The following is a 17,594-nucleotide window of genomic DNA, read 5'->3' as shown; positions in this document are numbered from 1 at the left end:
TATTACTTTATTTTCAGTATAAAATAAGATTATTTTACACACTTAATCCGAAGGATAAATTATGAGTACATTTTCAACGACTGCCGTTAGCAATATTAAAGTTAAAAATAAAGTCTTGTCAGATACAATGAGATTACTTTCTTATACGCTGGTCTTTGGTGGTCTAGCCTCTTGGTTTTCAGTCGCCTCAGGCGCTGGATTTGGCTCAGCTATAGTTAGCTCTCTTGCTGCAATCGCGGTAATCTGGTTTGTATTACCAAAAACCCAAAATAGCAACAAAGGCATCTTAACAGCCTTTGCTGTAGCGGGCCTACTTGGCTATTCAATTGGTCCAATGCTCACGCATTATCTAGCCATGCCAAATGGTGCTGATTTGGTTATTCAGGCCTTAACAGGAACGGGTGTTGCGTTTTTTGCCATTAGTTTTTACGCTCAAAATACCACGAAAGATTTTAGCTTTTTAAATGGCATGATCTTTTTCGCTATGGTGGGTATTATTATTTTGTCTTTATTGAACTTCTTCTTCCTTGAGTCGTCTGCTTTTAGCCTTCTTATTTCATTTGCCGTGGTGATGATTATGGGTGCTTTCATGCTTAGTCAAATGTCTGCCATTATCAATGGTGGCGAAACAAATTACATTTCTGCAACTGTTGGTCTTTACCTGGCACTCCACAATATGTTTACCAGCTTATTACATCTGCTAGGCGCCTTTTCTAACGACGATTAAAGCGTAAAAAACGCCACCTAATCATGATTGACAGTGAGGGATATCGTGCCAATGTTGGCATTGTTATCACCAATGACAAACACCAAGTTTTATTAGCCAAGCGCTATAAGCAAAATTCTTGGCAGCTGCCACAAGGTGGCATTGATCAAGGTGAAAGCGATGTAGAGGCGCTTTTTCGCGAACTCAACGAAGAGGTTGGATTAGAGTCTCATCACGTTAGTGTGCTTGCTAAAACACCAAAATGGCTACGTTACGATCTGCCAGACTGCCACATTAGACGCTCTCAAAAACCTATTTGCGTTGGACAAAAGCAGGTTTGGTTTCTACTACGCCTAACCTCAGGCGAAGAAAATATTAAGCTAGATACACATTCTGATATTGAATTTGACGAATGGGCTTGGGTAGATTATTGGCATCCTATCGAAAAAGTGATTGACTTTAAAAAGCCAATTTACGAAGATATGTTAAAGGCACTAGCACCTGTACTTTTTAACAATCAACACACTATTCCTGCACATTATTCACGCCCACTCAAGTGCTCTGCCATTACGCTAGACAAAACCAAATAAATTCCCAACTCTAATACCTTTATACAGCAATATCCAGTTGGTATAATTCCCCTCTTATCAAACATTTTGAAAAAGGATTGAGTAACGTGAATATTGGAATTTTAGGACTGGGTACTGTAGGCGGTGGCGTTGTCAACGTTTTAAGTAAAAATGAAAATGAAATCTTTGCGCGCACTGGTGAACAGATCAACGTTACCCACGGCGCAGTTAAAAGCATTTCTGAGCCTAGAATTTGCGCAGATGGCAATATCAATATCACCGAAGACGCTTTTGAAATAGTTAACAATCCAACAATAGACGTTGTTTTAGAGCTTATTGGTGGCACAACCATTGCCAAAGAATTAGTCATAGCGGCAATCAACAACAACAAGCATGTTATTACTGCCAACAAGGCTTTAATTGCCACTCACGGTAATGAGCTATTAACTTTGGCCAAAGAAAAAAACGTGCATTTGTTGTTTGAGGCGGCTGTTGCTGGTGGTATTCCCATTCTAAAATCTTTAGAACAAGGTTTAAGTGCTAATAAAATTGAGTTAGTCGCTGGCATCATTAACGGTACAGGCAATTTCATCCTTACTGAAATGCGTGATAAAGGCAGAGACTTTGCCGATGTATTAAAAGAAGCTCAAGATTTAGGCTACGCCGAAGCAGATCCAACTTTTGATGTAGAGGGCATTGATGCTGCTCACAAACTTGCGATCTTAGCTTCTATTGCATTTGGCTGTGAATTACAAATGGATAAAGTATCGACACAAGGTATTAGCCAAATTAGTGGCGAAGACGTTGCGTTTGCCACCGAACTTAATTATTCAATCAAGCATTTAGGTATTGCTAAAAAAGTCAATGGCGAGCTACAAATGCGTGTTCACCCAACGCTTATCCCTAAAACCCAACTCTTAGCTAATGTTGATGGCGTGATGAACGCGGTATTGGTCAAAGGTAATGCAGTCGGCCCAACACTTTATTATGGCGCAGGTGCAGGCGATGAAGCCACTGCCAGTGCGGTCATTGCCGATTTGGTTGACATTATTAAAGAAACAGTAAGTCACGATGTATTAGGCTGGAAAGCACTCACTGAAATCCCTAATTGCGACCCAGATAACATTGATAGTGTATTTTATTTACGTCTACTAGCCACTGACAAACCTGGCGCGTTGGCAGATATTACCACCACCCTTGCCAAACATAATATCAGTGTTGAGTCGGTCATTCAAAAACAAATTGATGCACAAAATAATGCTCACATTGCCATTATCACTAATCGTGTCAGTACTGCTAGTTTAAATACTGCCATAACAGAAATCCAAAGTCATGAATTCATCCAAGAGGATGTTAAAATTATTCATGTAGAAAACCTAGATTAAGGAGAATTTACAATGAGATATACAGGCCTAATTGAAAACTACCGCGATAGACTTCCAGTTGACGAAAACACCAAACTAATCAGTCTTGGCGAGGGTAATACGCCCTTAATTCGCTTGGAAAACATTCCTGCCACACTAGGTAAAGATGTAGATATCTATATCAAATACGAAGGTCTAAACCCAACTGGGTCGTTTAAAGATCGCGGTATGACCATGGCGGTAACTAAGGCAGTTGAAGCAGGCTCAAAAGCCATTATTTGCGCTTCAACAGGTAATACCTCTGCTGCAGCTGCGGCTTACGCCGCTCGCGCTGGTATCAAAGCATTTGTACTAATCCCCGAAGGAAAAATTGCCCTAGGAAAACTGGCTCAAGCTATGATCCACGGTGCAGTTATTATTCAAATAAAAGGTAACTTTGATGATGGTATGCGCTTAGTAAAAGAAGTGGCAGACCATGCGCCTGTTGCCATTGTTAATTCGATTAATCCTTATCGTCTACAAGGTCAGAAAACTGCTGCCTTTGAGATTATTGAAGAATTAGGCAATGCACCTGATTATCACTGCTTGCCTGTAGGCAACGCTGGCAATATCTCAGCCCATTGGATGGGTTATAAGGAATATTTTGATGATAGCAAAGCAACAAATAAGCCAAAAATGGTGGGCTATCAAGCCGCAGGTGCAGCGCCCTTTGTTAAAGGTGCAATGGTTGATAATCCTGAAACTATTGCAACTGCTATTCGCATTGGTCACCCCCAAAGCTGGGGCTTGGCTCACAAAGTACAAAGCGAATCTAACGGCTGGTTTGACTCATTAACTGATACTGAAATTCTAGCCGCACAAAAGTTACTCACCGAACAAGAAGGAATTTTTTGTGAGCCTGCCTCTGCCACCTCATTAGCAGGCGCAATGCGCGACATTCAAACTGGCAAAATTCCTGAAGGCTCTAAAGTGGTTTGCACATTGACAGGTCATGGTCTGAAAGATCCAGATACAGCCATCTCACAATGCGCTAGTGAGATGATCAACATCAATCCAGTGATGAGTGAAGTGCGTGATGCAATTTTAAACAATATGTAAATCTACAAACTTTATGTAGATTTTAGGGGGAACAATGCCGTATCAAACCATCGACCAAACTATTGGCAACACACCCTTGGTTAGATTGCAACGTCTCAACCCAAATCCGTCTAATATTGTATTGGTCAAACTTGAGGGTAATAATCCAGCAGGATCGGTTAAGGATCGCGCTGCTTTTAACATGATTACTCAAGCTGAAATCCGGGGGGATATCAAGCCTGGAGATACACTCATTGAGGCAACCAGTGGCAACACCGGTATTGCACTGGCAATGGTGGCTGCTATCAAGGGTTACAAGATGATGTTAATCATGCCTGAAAACCTCTCTCAAGAGCGTCGTGACGCCATGACCGCCTACGGTGCAGAGCTACTGATTGTTACCCAAGAAGCCGGCATGGAAGGTGCACGTGACTTAGCAGACAAATTAGAGCAAGACGGTAAAGGCTTGCAACTTAACCAGTTTGCTAATTTCGACAATTCTGGTGCACATATTAATACCACGGCTGAAGAAATATGGCGAGATACCCATGGTGAGATAACCCATTTTGTCTCTGCCATGGGTACAACTGGCACTATTATGGGTGCTTCTACAGCGCTTAAACAAAAAAATATCGATATTCAAATTATCGGCGTACAACCAGAAGATGGATCACAAATTGCGGGCATTCGTCGCTGGCCAAAAGCCTATTTACCGAAAATTTTTAACGCCTCAAAAGTTGACTCTATAATGGATGTTTCACAATCTGTTGCTGAACAAACCGCACGTGAGCTGGCCACTAAAGAAGGGATTTTTGCCGGTGTCTCTAGTGGTGGTGCAGTCGCAGCAGCGCTAGAGCTCTCAAAAAATGTCAACAATGCCACCATTGTTACCATTGTTTGTGACCGTGGCGATCGCTACCTATCCACTGGCTTGTTTAACGCCAAATAGACCATGCGCAGATATCTCTCGCATCAATTTCCAAACGAGTTAAAAACCTATATTTCATTAATACTGGCTAGCGTATTAACTGTTATTGCTATTGATTTTTTTTTATTATCGAGTGACTATGCACAACATGCGTTTAAACATCTTATTGGCAAGAACCCTGCTTTAAGTTTTGCCATCACTCCGATTACTTTCATTTTAATCGTTTACACAGCTAAATACTTCTGCCACTATATTCAAGGTAGCGGCATTCCACAACTTATCGCAGCGAACGATTCACGCAACAAAACCATTCGCGAGAAACTACTTTCATTCCGAGTAGCTGTAGGCAAAATTGTTTTTATTTTTGTCGGTATGCTTGGCGGTGCACCCATTGGTATTGAAGGGCCAAGTATTCATATTGGTGGCTCAATTTTTTATGGATTTAATCGGTTTTTAAAATTAAAACGCAAACTCCTCATCCATTCATTAATCGCAATTGGTGGTAGCGCTGGATTAATTGTCGCCTTTAATGCACCACTTGCAGGGTTTTTATTCGCTTACGAAGAAATTGGTAGAAAACTTAAAAAACAAGCTTTAGTACTCATTGCAATTGTTAGTGCTTTGGTCTACGTATTAACCTTGCTCTATCGAGGTAACACCCCTTATTTGGGTGATTTCTCAGCCCACTCCCTAAATCTTGAGCTTATTTGGCAACTCATACCTTTAGCTGTTTTAGCAGGTGTTGTCGGCGGTCTATTCTCCAAAAGTATTCTTTATTTAATCGCCAAATTCATTAGCCATAATAAAGCACGCGTGATTACCATTGCTTTATTTTTAGGCTTGATTATTGGTCTTTTTAATTACCTGTCGGCTGGAAAAATTGCCGGTTCTGGACGAGATGAAGTTATTCTAATGCTAGCAGGCAACCAACTAGGACTTGAGTTTGTATTCATGAAATACTTTGCCACACTCACTTCGCTAGTCTCAACCATTCCAGGTGGCTTATTCATGCCCAGTATTTCTATTGGTGCAGGCATTGGTGCTGAGATCGCGCCCTACTACTCAAATATTGATGCTCAAGTGATTTTAATGATGTCAATGATTGCTTATTTAAGTGCTGTCATTAGAGCGCCACTCACCGCAACTTTTGTCATTTTGGAAATGAGTGCTGCAATTAATTTACTCATTCCAGGATTGCTGGTGGCTTTTATTGCTAACTGGATTAGCAAGCAGATATTCACCCAGCCTATTTACGAAGCCTTGGCGGAAAACTATTTAAAACTAACCAAGAATTAAAAAGGCTTAACCACCACTAAAACAACAATAGCGATCAAAACTAAAACAGGAAACTCGTTAAACCAACGATAAAAAACATCAGAACGTGTATTTTTATCTTGCTTAAAGATTTGCAATAAATGCCCGCAATAAAAATGATAAACAATCAGAGGCACTACTAAAGCTAGCTTGGCATGTAGCCAATACTGAGTCTGGTAAATCTCCCAGCCATCCACCACCATCCAAGTACCTAAAACAACTGCCAAAATCATACTTGGCGTCATAATGCCGCGGTAAAGCTTGCGCTCCATCACCTTGAAACGCTCAAGACTAACCTTATCTTGGCTCATCGCATGATAGACAAATAAACGCGGCAAATAAAACAAAGCTGCAAACCAAGTAATAATACTAATAATATGAAACGCCTTAATCCACAACATGTTTTTTCCTTTTTAAATCACCCTTTCAAGGGTGTAAACAACTAACCTTAACTATCAACCATTATAGTAAAATAAAATTTAATTTTTGTGAACTTTACTTCAATTGAAGCAATACCGAGAAATACCCTACAATTACACCTCATTCTCTGACAAAGAGGTTGTATGTCGCTTTTTAGGCTTAGATGCTTGGGAGTTGCTAGAATCTCTTCGTGCTAATCGCAATACAGGGCGTAGCGCTAGAATGTTGTTTGAAGTTTTGGGCGATATGTGGGTGGTTGATCGAAACCCTTATTTACAAGAAGACTTGATCAAAAATCAGCGTCGCTGGAAGTCTCTGATTGAAGCGCTTAATTCACGCCTAGACCTCGTTAGAAAGCGCGCCAAAAACAACAGCAAAGTTTTAGAGCTACTTCATAGTGCTGATCTGGCAGTGGCTAAGTTTGAACTCTGTTTAAGTGATTTTAAACGGCACAAAAAGCGCATTAAACAAGCCCTACTCAAAGTCACTCATAACAACAATATTCGCTTTGATGCGCTTTCTCGCTCATCGCATGCAACCGATGCAACTGATTGGCGCGTGGAATACCCACAAGTTGTTATCACCCCAGATACTGAGCTTGAAATTGCCGCTATTGTCAAAGCTTGTATTGAGCTCGGACTAACCATTATCCCACGTGGTGGTGGCACAGGCTACACCGGTGGTGCCATCCCATTGCACACACAAACAGCGGTTATTAATACTGAAAAACTTAGTTTTATCAGTGACATTAAAAATACCAATAACCTGCAAAGTGTTAATGTTGGTGCGGGTGTTATTACTAAACGCGTAAGCGAATTGGCCGCAGCAAATAATTTAGTTTTTGCCGTAGACCCAACTTCACAAGATGCTTGTACCATTGGTGGCAATGTAGCAATGAACGCAGGCGGTAAAAAAGCCCTTAGATGGGGTACCACCATTGACAACCTACTGTCTTGGAAAATGGTAACGCCTGATGGCTCTTGGTTACGTATAGAACGTTTAGAGCATAATCAAGACAAAATCCAACTACTAAAATCAATTAGTTTCAAAATTGACACGCTCGAGAATGACTCTAAAACCATCGTCAGCTCTAGAGTCTTAACCATTGACACCAAAAACCTACGCAAAAGCGGCTTGGGCAAAGATGTCACCAACAAATTTTTAGATGGGCTTCCAGGCATTCAAAAAGAAGGCTGTGATGGCTTTATTACCTCAGCAGAATTTGTTCTACATCAGCCTTTAAAGCATATTAACACCCTATGTTTAGAATTCTTTGGCCATGATTTAAAAGCGGCAGTTTCTAGTATTGTTGACATTAAAGATTTAATTGATCATGCAATAGAAGTAGATCTTGTCGGTATGGAGCATCTCGATGCACGCTATATTAAGGCAGTTAAATACACCACTAAAGCCAATAAATCTGAGCTGCCAAAAATGGTTTTATTGGTTGATATTTCTAGCCAATCCCAATCATCACTGGACAGCATAGGCGAAAAAATCCAGGCTATTACCACCCAGAAAGAAGGCGAGTGCTTTATTGCAAAAGCTGCCAGCACACGACAAACTTTTTGGAAAGATCGTGCCAATACCGCTGCCATTGCCGCTCACACCAATGCTTTTAAGATTAACGAAGATGTGGTTATCCCGCTAGATAAGCTGGCTGATTATAACGACGGTATTGAACATATCAATATTCGCCTGTCTATTAAAAACAAACTAGACACACTCAGTGAAGCTCAAACCTATCTTGGTAGTATTAAGCCAAAGACCCATCTGGTTAAAGAAAAGAGTGTGGCCGCTATCGAGTTATTAAACCAGATTAGCAGTCAATGGCAAACCATTCTTGATCAGCTAGACGACTCAAAAGTCTTTAGAAAAGTACAAACGGCTGAACGTGTTATCTCCTACATGGATGAATTTGCACACCCGCTGAACGACCTACTCATGGGCGATGTATTTACCGACATACGTAACGATATTCAAGCCATTCACGCCGAACATCGCAATGTTCGCTTGTTTGTTGCCACACATATGCATGCCGGTGATGGCAACGTGCACACCAACATTCCAGTACACTCTCACAATGTGCAGATGCTACATAAGGCCGAAAGCGTGGTTGATGAGATTATGATTCTAGCGACCAATCTTGGTGGTGTTATTTCTGGTGAGCACGGCATTGGTCTCACCAAATACCAATATTTATCTGACGAGTTCAAACAAGAATTTGTTGAGTATAAAAACCAAGTTGATCCAAACAATCATTTCAACAAAGGCAAGTTAATGCCTGGCAGCGGACTCAATGGTGCCTTTACACCTTCTCTACATTTGGTAGAACAAGAGGCTCTTATTCTTGAAAGTAGTGAAATTGGTGAAATTAATGATATGGTTAAGTCTTGCCTGCGTTGTGGCAAGTGTAAGGGTGTGTGTACTACGCACGTGCCAGAAGCCAACCTACTATATTCACCGCGTGACAAGATTATCGGCACCAACCTCATCTCAGAAGCTTTTTTATATGAGGAGCAAACACGCCGAGGCATTTCGCTCAATCACTTTGTAGAGCTTGACGATATTGCTGATCATTGTACTATTTGCCATCGTTGCGCGACGCCGTGCCCAGTTGATATTGATTTTGGCGATGTCTCTATTAAGATGAAATCAATCCTAATCAAGCAGGGCAAGCGCCAAACAAACCTAGCCTCAAAAGCTTCAATAGCCTATTTGAATGCCACTCAGCCTTGGAAAATAAAACTGGCGAAAAAACTACTGATTGATTACGCTTACAAAGCGCAAAATATCGCCTCACGACTTGCCAAGCCATTCTTAAGCAAACAACCTAATAAAACTGTGGGCAGGCCAAGTATGGCCATTGAGCTAACTACTTTGCTAGATAAGCCTCTACCAACGGATACAGGGCTTCAGCCAATGCGTGAGTTGCTTGATATTCTCGACAACACCAGTGTGCCAATTTTATCGCATCCAACCAAATCCAATGCCGATTCACCCAGTGTGTTTTACTTTCCAGGTTGCGGGTCTGAGCGCCTCTATTCTCAAATTGGTTTAGCGACTGTTGCTCTGCTTTATCATCAAGGGGTTAAAGTGGTTTTACCACCGAGCTATTTATGTTGCGGCTATCCACAAAGAGCCAGTGGCGATGAAGCCAAGAGTACAGCTATTTCAACTGATAATCGTGTACTCTTCCATCGCATGGCCAACACCTTAAACTACCTGGATATCAAGCATGTGCTTACCTCATGTGGTACTTGTATTGACCAGCTGATGACTTACGAACTTGGCGATATTTTTAAAGATTCTAGCTTAACAGATATTCACGAATACTTACTAGAGCAAGACGTTACGCTAAAAGCTACAGGTGAACAATACCTCTATCATGCACCTTGTCATGATCCGATTAAATCAGAGGAATCTAGCGATCTCATCTCTAAAATAGTTAATAGTGAAGTCATTAGCAACGATCGTTGTTGTGGTGAAGCTGGCACATTTGCCGTAGCGCGCCCTGATATCGCCAAGCAAGCCAAATACAGAAAAGAGCTGGAAATCAAAAAAGACATAGCCACTATTGCCAAAACCGACAAGCCCGTTAAAATGCTCACTACTTGCCCAGCTTGTAGACAAGGTTTATCGCGCTACCAAAGTACTACTAACATTGAGCCTGTTTATCCGATTGAGCTTATCGCCGAACAACAACTGGGTGAGAATTGGCAGAAAGACTTTATACAATCGGTTAATATCGAAAAAGTACTACTTTAAAAGTCTTTAGGCTTGTACGTACACCCAAGCTTTTTGGCCAGATTTAAACGCGCCCATCACCCGCTTATAATCACTCACTTCATATAAGTCTGATTGTGTTAATTCTTCAGATGTAATTTCAAAAATAACACCTGACACAAAATCACTTTTATCCTGAGAGGCAACCGCAATCGGGTGGTGGGTTTTACCACTTAAGGCTACAACCTGCTGATCACCAATCTTAACCATCTCTAATTTATAGCCTAATAATTGATCTTCATTACCCACTAATTCTCGACCAAAAGTTTCTAGCTGCACCAATCTGTTTTGCAGAGTTCCATAAGAAAAAAGTAATTTTATTTCACTCACTAGCGAGCCTCTCATCATAAATATGGAATACCATAATATACTAATCTTCTAATACAAAATATAATATACACATCACTTGAGGACAATTATATAACAAGGAAATTATATGAAAGTTAAGATTTTAAAAGCACTAGCAATCACACTAAGTTTTAGCCTATTAAATACAGCTACGGCTTTTAACGCTCAAGATATTCACAACGAAACCTGTTTGAATTGTCATAAAGATAGTGGTGCGAATTATAGTCATAATCGAGAATTTTACGAGTCTCGTTCTTTAGGTGGCGCCAAGATCAAAAACTTTGCCGATTTAAAAGGTCAAATTAATCGCTGCTCAAACTACTACGATTCTGCTTGGTTTCCAGAAGAGGAAAAGGAAATCGTTAAATATTTAAATGATGAATATTATCAATTTATTATGAATGTCAAAGTAGTCCAAGCCAGTAACTCATACTAAGCCAAAATATCACTGACATAAAAAACCCTAATCAATGATTAGGGTTTTTTATAATTAGCATTCAACTATCAAATAGGGTGTTGCACTAGAAAAATAAATCTGAGGAGAGATAGAAAACCAATGCAACTAATTCTATTATCCTAAATATTGAATAAATAGTCTATTATGGTAAACCATATTTGAAAGGTTTTCACCACCCCAAAACCTCTGACAACTTTTTAAAATTTCTTATATAGAACATCCTAAGAAGCCTTCTTCTTATTCTGGTTCAATTTTATACTCTCTTGATACACATCCATTGGTTTTTTGTAGTCTAGTGTTTCATGGAATCTACGATGGTTGTAAAATTCGATATAGTCATCTACATCGGTAGTTAACTCGCCAATGGATTGGTATGCATTTAAATAGATTCTTTCAACTTTAGCGCTTCGCCAGAAGCGCTCAATGCAGATATTGTCTGTCGCTCTACCTTTACCATCCATGGATATAGTAATACCTAGATTTTTAAGGCGCTGCGCATGTATCTCGCTGGTGTATTGACTGCCTTGATCAGTATTAAATATCTCTGGATGTGGGTATTTCTCCAAAGCTTCATTAAGTACACCCATGACAAGCTGAGTATCCATGGTATTTGATATCTTATACGATAGCACAGCTTTACTATGCCAATCAATGATGGCTGCCATATACACTTTATCACCCCAAAACCTCTGACAACTTTTTAAAATTTCTTATATAGAACATCCTAAGAGGCCTTCTTCTTATTCTGGTTTAATTTTATACTTTCTTGGTACACGTCCATTGGTTTTTTGTAGTCTAGCGTTTGATGGAATCTTCGATGGTTGTAAAACTCAATATAGTCATCTACATCAGTGGTTAACTCATTGATATTTTGGTATTCGTTCAAATAGATTCTTTCGCATTTGGCGCTTCGCCAGAAGCGCTCAATGCAGATATTATCTGTGGCTCTACCCCTACCATCCATGGATATAGTAATACCTAGATTTTTAAGCCTTTGAGTGTGTATCTCACTGGTGTACTGGCTACCTTGATCGGTGTTAAAGATCTCTGGATATGGATACTTAGCTAGTGCATCATTGAGCACACTCATCACTAACTGAACATCCATGGTGTTAGATATTCTGTGTGATAGCACAGCTTTGCTGTGCCAATCAATGATGGCTGCCATATAGACCATGCCACCGGCAATCTTGATGTAGGTGATGTCGGTACTCCAGACATGATTAGCATGGCTAATATTAAGCCCTCTGAGCTTATAGGTGTATTTCTTATGCTCTTTGATTGGCATGGTTGTATTGACTTGTTTAACGGCCAATACAGCCTTTAAGCCCAACTCTTGACGGTAGCGAGCTACCGTATTTAAGCTGACCTTGATACCATCCTCAAGCAGTTGCTGATGCACCTTCTTCTCGCCGTAAATGGGTATCTGTTCAAACACCTTGGTGATATGACTCTTAATTGTTTGCTTGGCGTGGTTAACTCGTGGCTTGTAATACAAGCCACTTCTGTTAATGCCAAGCAGCTGACATTGATGATTAATAGAGATAGATGCTGGTGATGGCTTGAGATCAACTAATTGTTTTAGTTTAGATGAGCCCAAGCTTTTTAGCTTTTTTGCTAACCATTCCTTCTCTACGGTTACTTTACCTACCAGCGCTGTTAAGCGCTCGTTCTTCTCTTGTGATTTAATAAGCTCCTCCTTGTACTCTTTAACTGCTTTAGAGGGCTCCATAGCAATCTCTGCGTTGGCAAGGAAGGTCTTCTTCCAGTTCACTAGGTTTTGTGGAAGAATGTTATGCTTGCTGGCAATCTCTGCCAGGGTATCTGCATTTTGTAATAGTTCAAGTACTAATTTTGTTTTAAATGCTGAGCTGTAGGTTGTACGTTTTTTACTCATAATTTTTTACTCCGAATTGTTGGGTTAAGTTTAACTCGTTCGAAATAAGAAATCTTAAATTGTTGTCTTAATTTATTGGGGTGTTATAGTTTATATTGGTCCATAGATAAATTTCTAGATTATTTTGTTCCTAATAAGCGAGCTTGAAAAATAGTTTTAAAAAAAACCATATAATAAATGCTTTTAATGATAATAATTAAATAACCTCAATGTTTATAATACCAAATATTAAAATTAGATACCAATATAGATGGTAAAGGTAGACAATGTCTGAAAATAGTATAATAAATAAAAGGTTTATACAATATAACTTAATAGCTTTTGTTGCAGTTTTTTTATCGAGATACGCAATCATTCCATTTGATCATTATAATATTTCTGTAGCCAATTACATTTGGCTTCCAATGGGGGCTTCCATCTTTGCAATCTTAATATTTGGAAATCGAGCGTTTTTTGGTGTTTTGGCCGGATACTTGGTTGCCGCCCTTATTATCAAAGGAGGCTTTGACATGGTCTACATCAATAGCTATTTGGGAAAGGTTATTGATAGTTTAGCACCAGTTATCGCTATCTGGGCAATGCGATCTGCTAATTTTGGTAATTTTTTCTTTGCCGGAAAAGCGAACTATGCGCACATTCTAGCATTGATTGTTTTAACTGTTTTTCTTGCAACGCTCGGTAAGTTGATAGTCTATCCAATGAATGGAAAAATTATTGATGATTGGACATGGTTTATGCAATCATATTCAATTAGTGGAATTTTAGGCGGTATTGTTTTTATTATTGCAGCATTGGTCATCTTTAAACCAACATTAATCAAACACAATATGATTTAGCTTTAGTTTAAACAGTTAAGCGTTCTTAGGTTTATTTTGACAGAGTAACTGACATTTTTACCAACTCTGACAAAGAGCTTGCTTGCATCTTTTTCATAACCCGAGAGCGGTGCGCTTCAACAGTGGGCATAGAAATACACAAATTTTCGGCCATCTCCTTATTCTTTTTACCTTTAGCAACACACTCAAAAATTTCACATTCTTTTTTGGTAAGCGTGCGATAACGACCAAGCAATTCAATTTGCTTACGATTTGAATCAATACAAATTTTAATTTTTTTAAGCAAAATATTTGGATCAAAAGGCTTTTCAATAAAGTCAGTTGCACCCAGCTTCATTGCCTTAACAGCAAGATTTACACTACCATGACCCGTCATAAAAATAGTGGGGCGAATACAGTTAATCTCTTGCAAATGACGCTGAAGCCCAAGACCACTCATCCCTTCCATATCAATATCACTCACCAAACAACCTACTTGACTTTGATCAAGCTGATCGAGATAGCTTTTTGCATCAGCAAAAACTTCAACCTGGCAACCATGATAAGTAAAAAATCGTGACAACGACTCTCTAATTTCAGCCTCATCATCAACAATATAGACATTGACTGATTGTTTAAGTAAATCATTCATCTTTAATACTCGGAATTTTTACCATAAATTGACTACCCCCAATTGAACTAGATTCTAACGATAATTCACCCGCATAAGAACGAACAATGCGTCGACTCAAACTCAAACCAATACCCAATCCCTCTACCTCTCCTTGCTTTTTTGATGTTTTAAACAAATCAAATAAATGCAATTTATCTTTAATTTCTGAGCCGGTATCACTGACTATAATCTCAACAAAACCTTGTTTATCAGTTGTAAAAATACTAAGCACATTGTCAGATTTTTGATTATCTGCCATGGCGCTGATGGCATTTTTACTTAAATTAAGTAGCACTTGGTCAAGCTCAACGGGGCTCATATTAACATCTGGTAAGTTCTGTTTAAGGGATAATCTCACCTCAATATTATGCTCATTGAGTTCATTTTTTAATAATCGAATAATTCTTTCAACATTATTATTAATATTGAAAATTTCCTTAACAGTGGTTTTTGTTGATAAGAATTGACGAATATTCAAAATCAAATCAACACAATGGTCTGTCTTTTCACGCAACCCATCTGAGGTTGATCGAATTTCATCTAACTGACAGCTGTCATGATTTTTCAGCATACTATCTAACATATGCGCATCAATTTTGAGTGAAGTAATGGGTTGAGCCAGTTCGTGTGCTATTTCTGACAGTAACTGATCAACTGATGAGACTTTGTATAACTCTTCAAGCTTGAGCTTGTAGTTATGAATCTCAGACTCTCGGCGGCTTTTTAACATGAACAATAAATAAGCAATCAACAGTAAAATAATTAAAATTAATTGATAATTCTTTTTATAAAAATTAATATGTCCAGGATCTTGATAGATGCCAATTCTGTGCTTTCTGATTAACGCACGAACACCTTCATAATCTAGTGCTTTTTTCCACTGCTTTTGGCCGTTAACATGATAATTTAACAATGCTATTTGCACCTCTTTAGAGAGTGCTACATCAGTATGCTCGAGTGATGAAAATGACCATTCTGGCGCTGTTTTTGTCGTTATAAAATAAGAAGAATTTTGTTTATTATTGAGTACTTTAATCTGTTCCATACGCAATTGACCTGAATCGATCATCTTTTCAATAACGCCCGTTCGTACCGTGCCAGCATCAACCAAACCGTTAACAACCGCATTGACAATATTATCTTGAGAGCCTAAAAAAACAACTTTAGAAAAATCACTTTGGGGGTTTATACCCTTATCGCGTAAATAATCCAAGGCAAGCAGCCAACCGCCTAATCGCCTTGGCGTTGAAGCGGCAAAGCTATTACCCTTCAATGCCTCAATAGTAGTAATGGAATGATTATTAACCGAAGTAAATATGACACCACCAAGCTGATCAACACCTGCTTGGTTGACTTTTGTTAAATTAATTTTTGTATTGTATAGACGATTAAGCTCAACAGATGCAATAGGCTGGGTAATGACATAATCAACTTTTTTTTGCTTCACCATATCGTATAACAAAGCATCATCTGGCGCATCAACAACAATAATGTTGAAAGAATAATCGGGCATCCGACGAGAAAGGTAATCGGTAGTGGACTGCCATTTTTGATACGCAGCATCTTTCCCTAAAAAAGATTGAATAGCAATCGTAATTTCAGTGGGTTTGGCACTAAAGGCTGCATTGAAACTAAATAACAAAACAATAGTGGTAATAAACTTATACCAAGACATGTCTTATTTTAACACTGATATCAGTTGACCTATATCATGGTAAACCATACAAATCAAAGGCTGATGTATTAATCCAGCTGTTAATCAACAGTGGTCAATCCGAGCAGTTGCCAAGCTTGCATGCCGCCACGATAATATTTGATTTTGTGAGCTGGATAGCCATAATCCAATAACGCCCAAATAAGTTCTGGAGACATTTTGCACCAATTTCCATTGCAATAAACCGCTAATGTTTTAGCATTGGAGAAATCCATTTCACCCTTATTATTAATCACAACACCGAATTCATCTTCAAGAGTCTCGAGTGCATATTTTTTGTTTTTCTTAAATCGATGAAATGGCACGTGAATTGCCCCTGGAAGACTTCCAGTCAATGTTGGCCAAATTGATTTTCTGGCATCAACCACAACAACATCGCCCTTCTTCGATGATAAACGAGAAATATATGAAATCATTTCATGCTCAGCAATAGTCTCTACAGCGTGCGGTTTAAACGGATGCATTGGCTTAATAATGCCCCGACCTGTTTTTTGATAAATCTTAGCAATAAGATGTTTTCTATCCTGATTTCTAGCAATAACAAAAGGCTTGCCGTCTACAACCAGAGTGGTGCCAATAACACCAGGTTTAAGCCATACCGGCTTTTTCTTTTTTATTTTTTTAACATTAGAAGTATTTATAACTGAATTATATTCAACAGCATTAATTACTTCTTTATTTGGCTGATTGGCACTTACAGACGCAAAGATAATAGCTGTAAAAACAGGTATCAAGACTAACAATTTCATATTTACCCCTAGATTTTTTTTAATTTTAATAATTCCAGGTGTGTATTTTAATTTATATTAGAATAATATGATATTATGGTAAACCATGATTATCCAACAATAAGGAAAAATTATTCCTTAACAGTTGTTAGTCCGACTGATTTCCAAGCTTGCATACCGCCACGATAGTATTTAATTTTTTGTGCTGGATAACCAAGTTTAATTAACTTTCGAATCATTCTTGGAGATTTTCCACACCAAAGGCCATTGCAATAAATAACTAATATTTTGGCATCGGTAAAATCCCATTGGGAATTATTCTTTTTAACATTAAATAATTCAAAAGCTTTTACTCTGTAATGACTAGAAACAATGTCGATATAATCAACCTGAGTTGCACCAGGAATCATGCCGGTAATTAAAATAGCTGATTTAGGGCGTGAATCAACAATCATAATAGAATCATCACCATGGGACATTTTATCAATATAATCGATCATTTCAAGCTCGGCTACTGTTTCTACTGGGTGAGGCTTAAACGGATGTAATGGCTGTATTTTCCCACGCCAAGTTCCCTGATAAAACGCCATGATATTATTTTTACGATCTTGATTTCGCTCAATATCAACAGGAACACTATGATGAATAACATTGATCGACTTAAAGTCTTTCTGGATTAACACCTCTTTTACAGGCACCTCACTATCTGCAATAATTTGCAAACTAGCACTGACTAGCAATATAGAAAAATTAAACTTATAAAAAAATTGACGTAGCATCATTGAACCAATAAAAAAA

At 38.7% G+C, this 17,594-nt stretch carries 16 protein-coding genes and 1 pseudogene; 9 read left to right on the top strand and 8 right to left on the bottom strand.

Annotated elements, in window-relative coordinates; all coding sequences use genetic code 11:
• Positions 1-61: 61 nt before the first annotated feature.
• From SP60_RS06365 to SP60_RS06340, 6 genes are all read left to right on the top strand, one after another.
• Positions 62-727, top strand: a complete 666-nt coding sequence (locus SP60_RS06365; protein ID WP_053951824.1) for a Bax inhibitor-1 family protein — start codon at positions 62-64, stop codon at positions 725-727.
• Positions 728-750: 23 nt separating this feature from the next.
• Positions 751-1,296, top strand: coding sequence for an RNA pyrophosphohydrolase (locus SP60_RS06360; RefSeq protein WP_053951823.1), 546 nt, complete (start codon positions 751-753; stop codon positions 1,294-1,296).
• Between the two features lie 77 nt (positions 1,297-1,373).
• On the top strand, positions 1,374-2,660 hold the full coding sequence (locus SP60_RS06355; protein ID WP_144418598.1) for a homoserine dehydrogenase: 1,287 nt from the start codon (positions 1,374-1,376) through the stop codon (positions 2,658-2,660).
• Between the two features lie 12 nt (positions 2,661-2,672).
• Positions 2,673-3,737: a threonine synthase gene (gene thrC, locus SP60_RS06350; protein WP_053951821.1), complete on the top strand. Its 1,065-nt coding sequence runs from the start codon at positions 2,673-2,675 to the stop codon at positions 3,735-3,737.
• 34 nt (positions 3,738-3,771) lie between these two features.
• Complete coding sequence (gene cysM, locus SP60_RS06345; RefSeq protein ID WP_053951820.1) at positions 3,772-4,665, top strand: cysteine synthase CysM; 894 nt, start codon at positions 3,772-3,774, stop codon at positions 4,663-4,665.
• 3 nt (positions 4,666-4,668) lie between these two features.
• Entirely contained in the window at positions 4,669-5,940 is a 1,272-nt protein-coding gene (locus SP60_RS06340; RefSeq protein ID WP_053951819.1) for a chloride channel protein, read from the top strand.
• Here the strand turns inward: SP60_RS06340 and hemJ are convergent.
• Positions 5,937-6,359, bottom strand: a complete 423-nt coding sequence (gene hemJ / locus SP60_RS06335) for a protoporphyrinogen oxidase HemJ (protein ID WP_053951818.1) — start codon at positions 6,357-6,359, stop codon at positions 5,937-5,939. The two genes, SP60_RS06340 and hemJ, sit on opposite strands and share 4 nt — an antisense overlap.
• Positions 6,360-6,462: 103 nt before the next feature.
• Between hemJ and SP60_RS06330 the strand changes: the two genes are divergently transcribed.
• The gene (locus tag SP60_RS06330) at positions 6,463-10,146 is read left to right on the top strand and encodes a DUF3683 domain-containing protein (RefSeq protein WP_053951817.1); all 3,684 of its coding nucleotides are present in this window, start codon (positions 6,463-6,465) and stop codon (positions 10,144-10,146) included.
• Positions 10,147-10,152: 6 nt separating this feature from the next.
• Here the strand turns inward: SP60_RS06330 and SP60_RS06325 are convergent, their stop codons facing one another.
• A complete protein-coding gene (locus SP60_RS06325; protein WP_053952240.1) occupies positions 10,153-10,509 on the bottom strand; it encodes a gamma-glutamylcyclotransferase family protein in 357 nt (118 codons plus the stop codon).
• Positions 10,510-10,600: 91 nt separating this feature from the next.
• Between SP60_RS06325 and SP60_RS06320 the strand changes: the two genes are divergently transcribed.
• Entirely contained in the window at positions 10,601-10,948 is a 348-nt protein-coding gene (locus SP60_RS06320; RefSeq protein WP_053951816.1) for a hypothetical protein, read from the top strand.
• A gap of 242 nt (positions 10,949-11,190) precedes the next feature.
• Here SP60_RS06320 and SP60_RS06315 read toward each other — a convergent pair.
• A pseudogene (locus tag SP60_RS06315) lies at positions 11,191-11,649 on the bottom strand (transposase); the annotation flags it as partial.
• Positions 11,650-11,693: 44 nt separating this feature from the next.
• Entirely contained in the window at positions 11,694-12,866 is a 1,173-nt protein-coding gene (locus tag SP60_RS06310) for an IS3 family transposase (protein WP_082319619.1), read from the bottom strand.
• A gap of 266 nt (positions 12,867-13,132) precedes the next feature.
• On the opposite strand from SP60_RS06310, the gene SP60_RS06305 reads away from it, so the two are divergent.
• Positions 13,133-13,702: a hypothetical protein gene (locus tag SP60_RS06305; protein WP_053951815.1), complete on the top strand. Its 570-nt coding sequence runs from the start codon at positions 13,133-13,135 to the stop codon at positions 13,700-13,702.
• A gap of 31 nt (positions 13,703-13,733) precedes the next feature.
• Here the strand turns inward: SP60_RS06305 and SP60_RS06300 are convergent, their stop codons facing one another.
• The 4 genes from SP60_RS06300 to SP60_RS06285 form a co-directional block, all read right to left on the bottom strand.
• Positions 13,734-14,333, bottom strand: coding sequence for a response regulator transcription factor (locus SP60_RS06300; RefSeq protein ID WP_053951814.1), 600 nt, complete (start codon positions 14,331-14,333; stop codon positions 13,734-13,736).
• On the bottom strand, positions 14,326-16,029 hold the full coding sequence (locus SP60_RS06295; RefSeq protein ID WP_053951813.1) for a sensor histidine kinase: 1,704 nt from the start codon (positions 16,027-16,029) through the stop codon (positions 14,326-14,328). Before SP60_RS06295 ends, SP60_RS06300 begins: the two co-directional genes overlap by 8 nt.
• Before the next feature lie 80 nt (positions 16,030-16,109).
• Entirely contained in the window at positions 16,110-16,817 is a 708-nt protein-coding gene (locus SP60_RS06290) for a rhodanese-like domain-containing protein (protein ID WP_053951812.1), read from the bottom strand.
• A 110-nt stretch (positions 16,818-16,927) separates the two neighbouring features.
• Positions 16,928-17,578, bottom strand: a complete 651-nt coding sequence (locus SP60_RS06285) for a rhodanese-like domain-containing protein (protein ID WP_053951811.1) — start codon at positions 17,576-17,578, stop codon at positions 16,928-16,930.
• Positions 17,579-17,594: the final 16 nt, after the last annotated feature.

This window comes from Candidatus Thioglobus autotrophicus, assembly GCF_001293165.1.
GTDB lineage: Bacteria > Pseudomonadota > Gammaproteobacteria > PS1 > Pseudothioglobaceae > Thioglobus_A > Thioglobus_A autotrophicus.
This window is presented reverse-complemented; position numbering and strand designations above follow the sequence as displayed.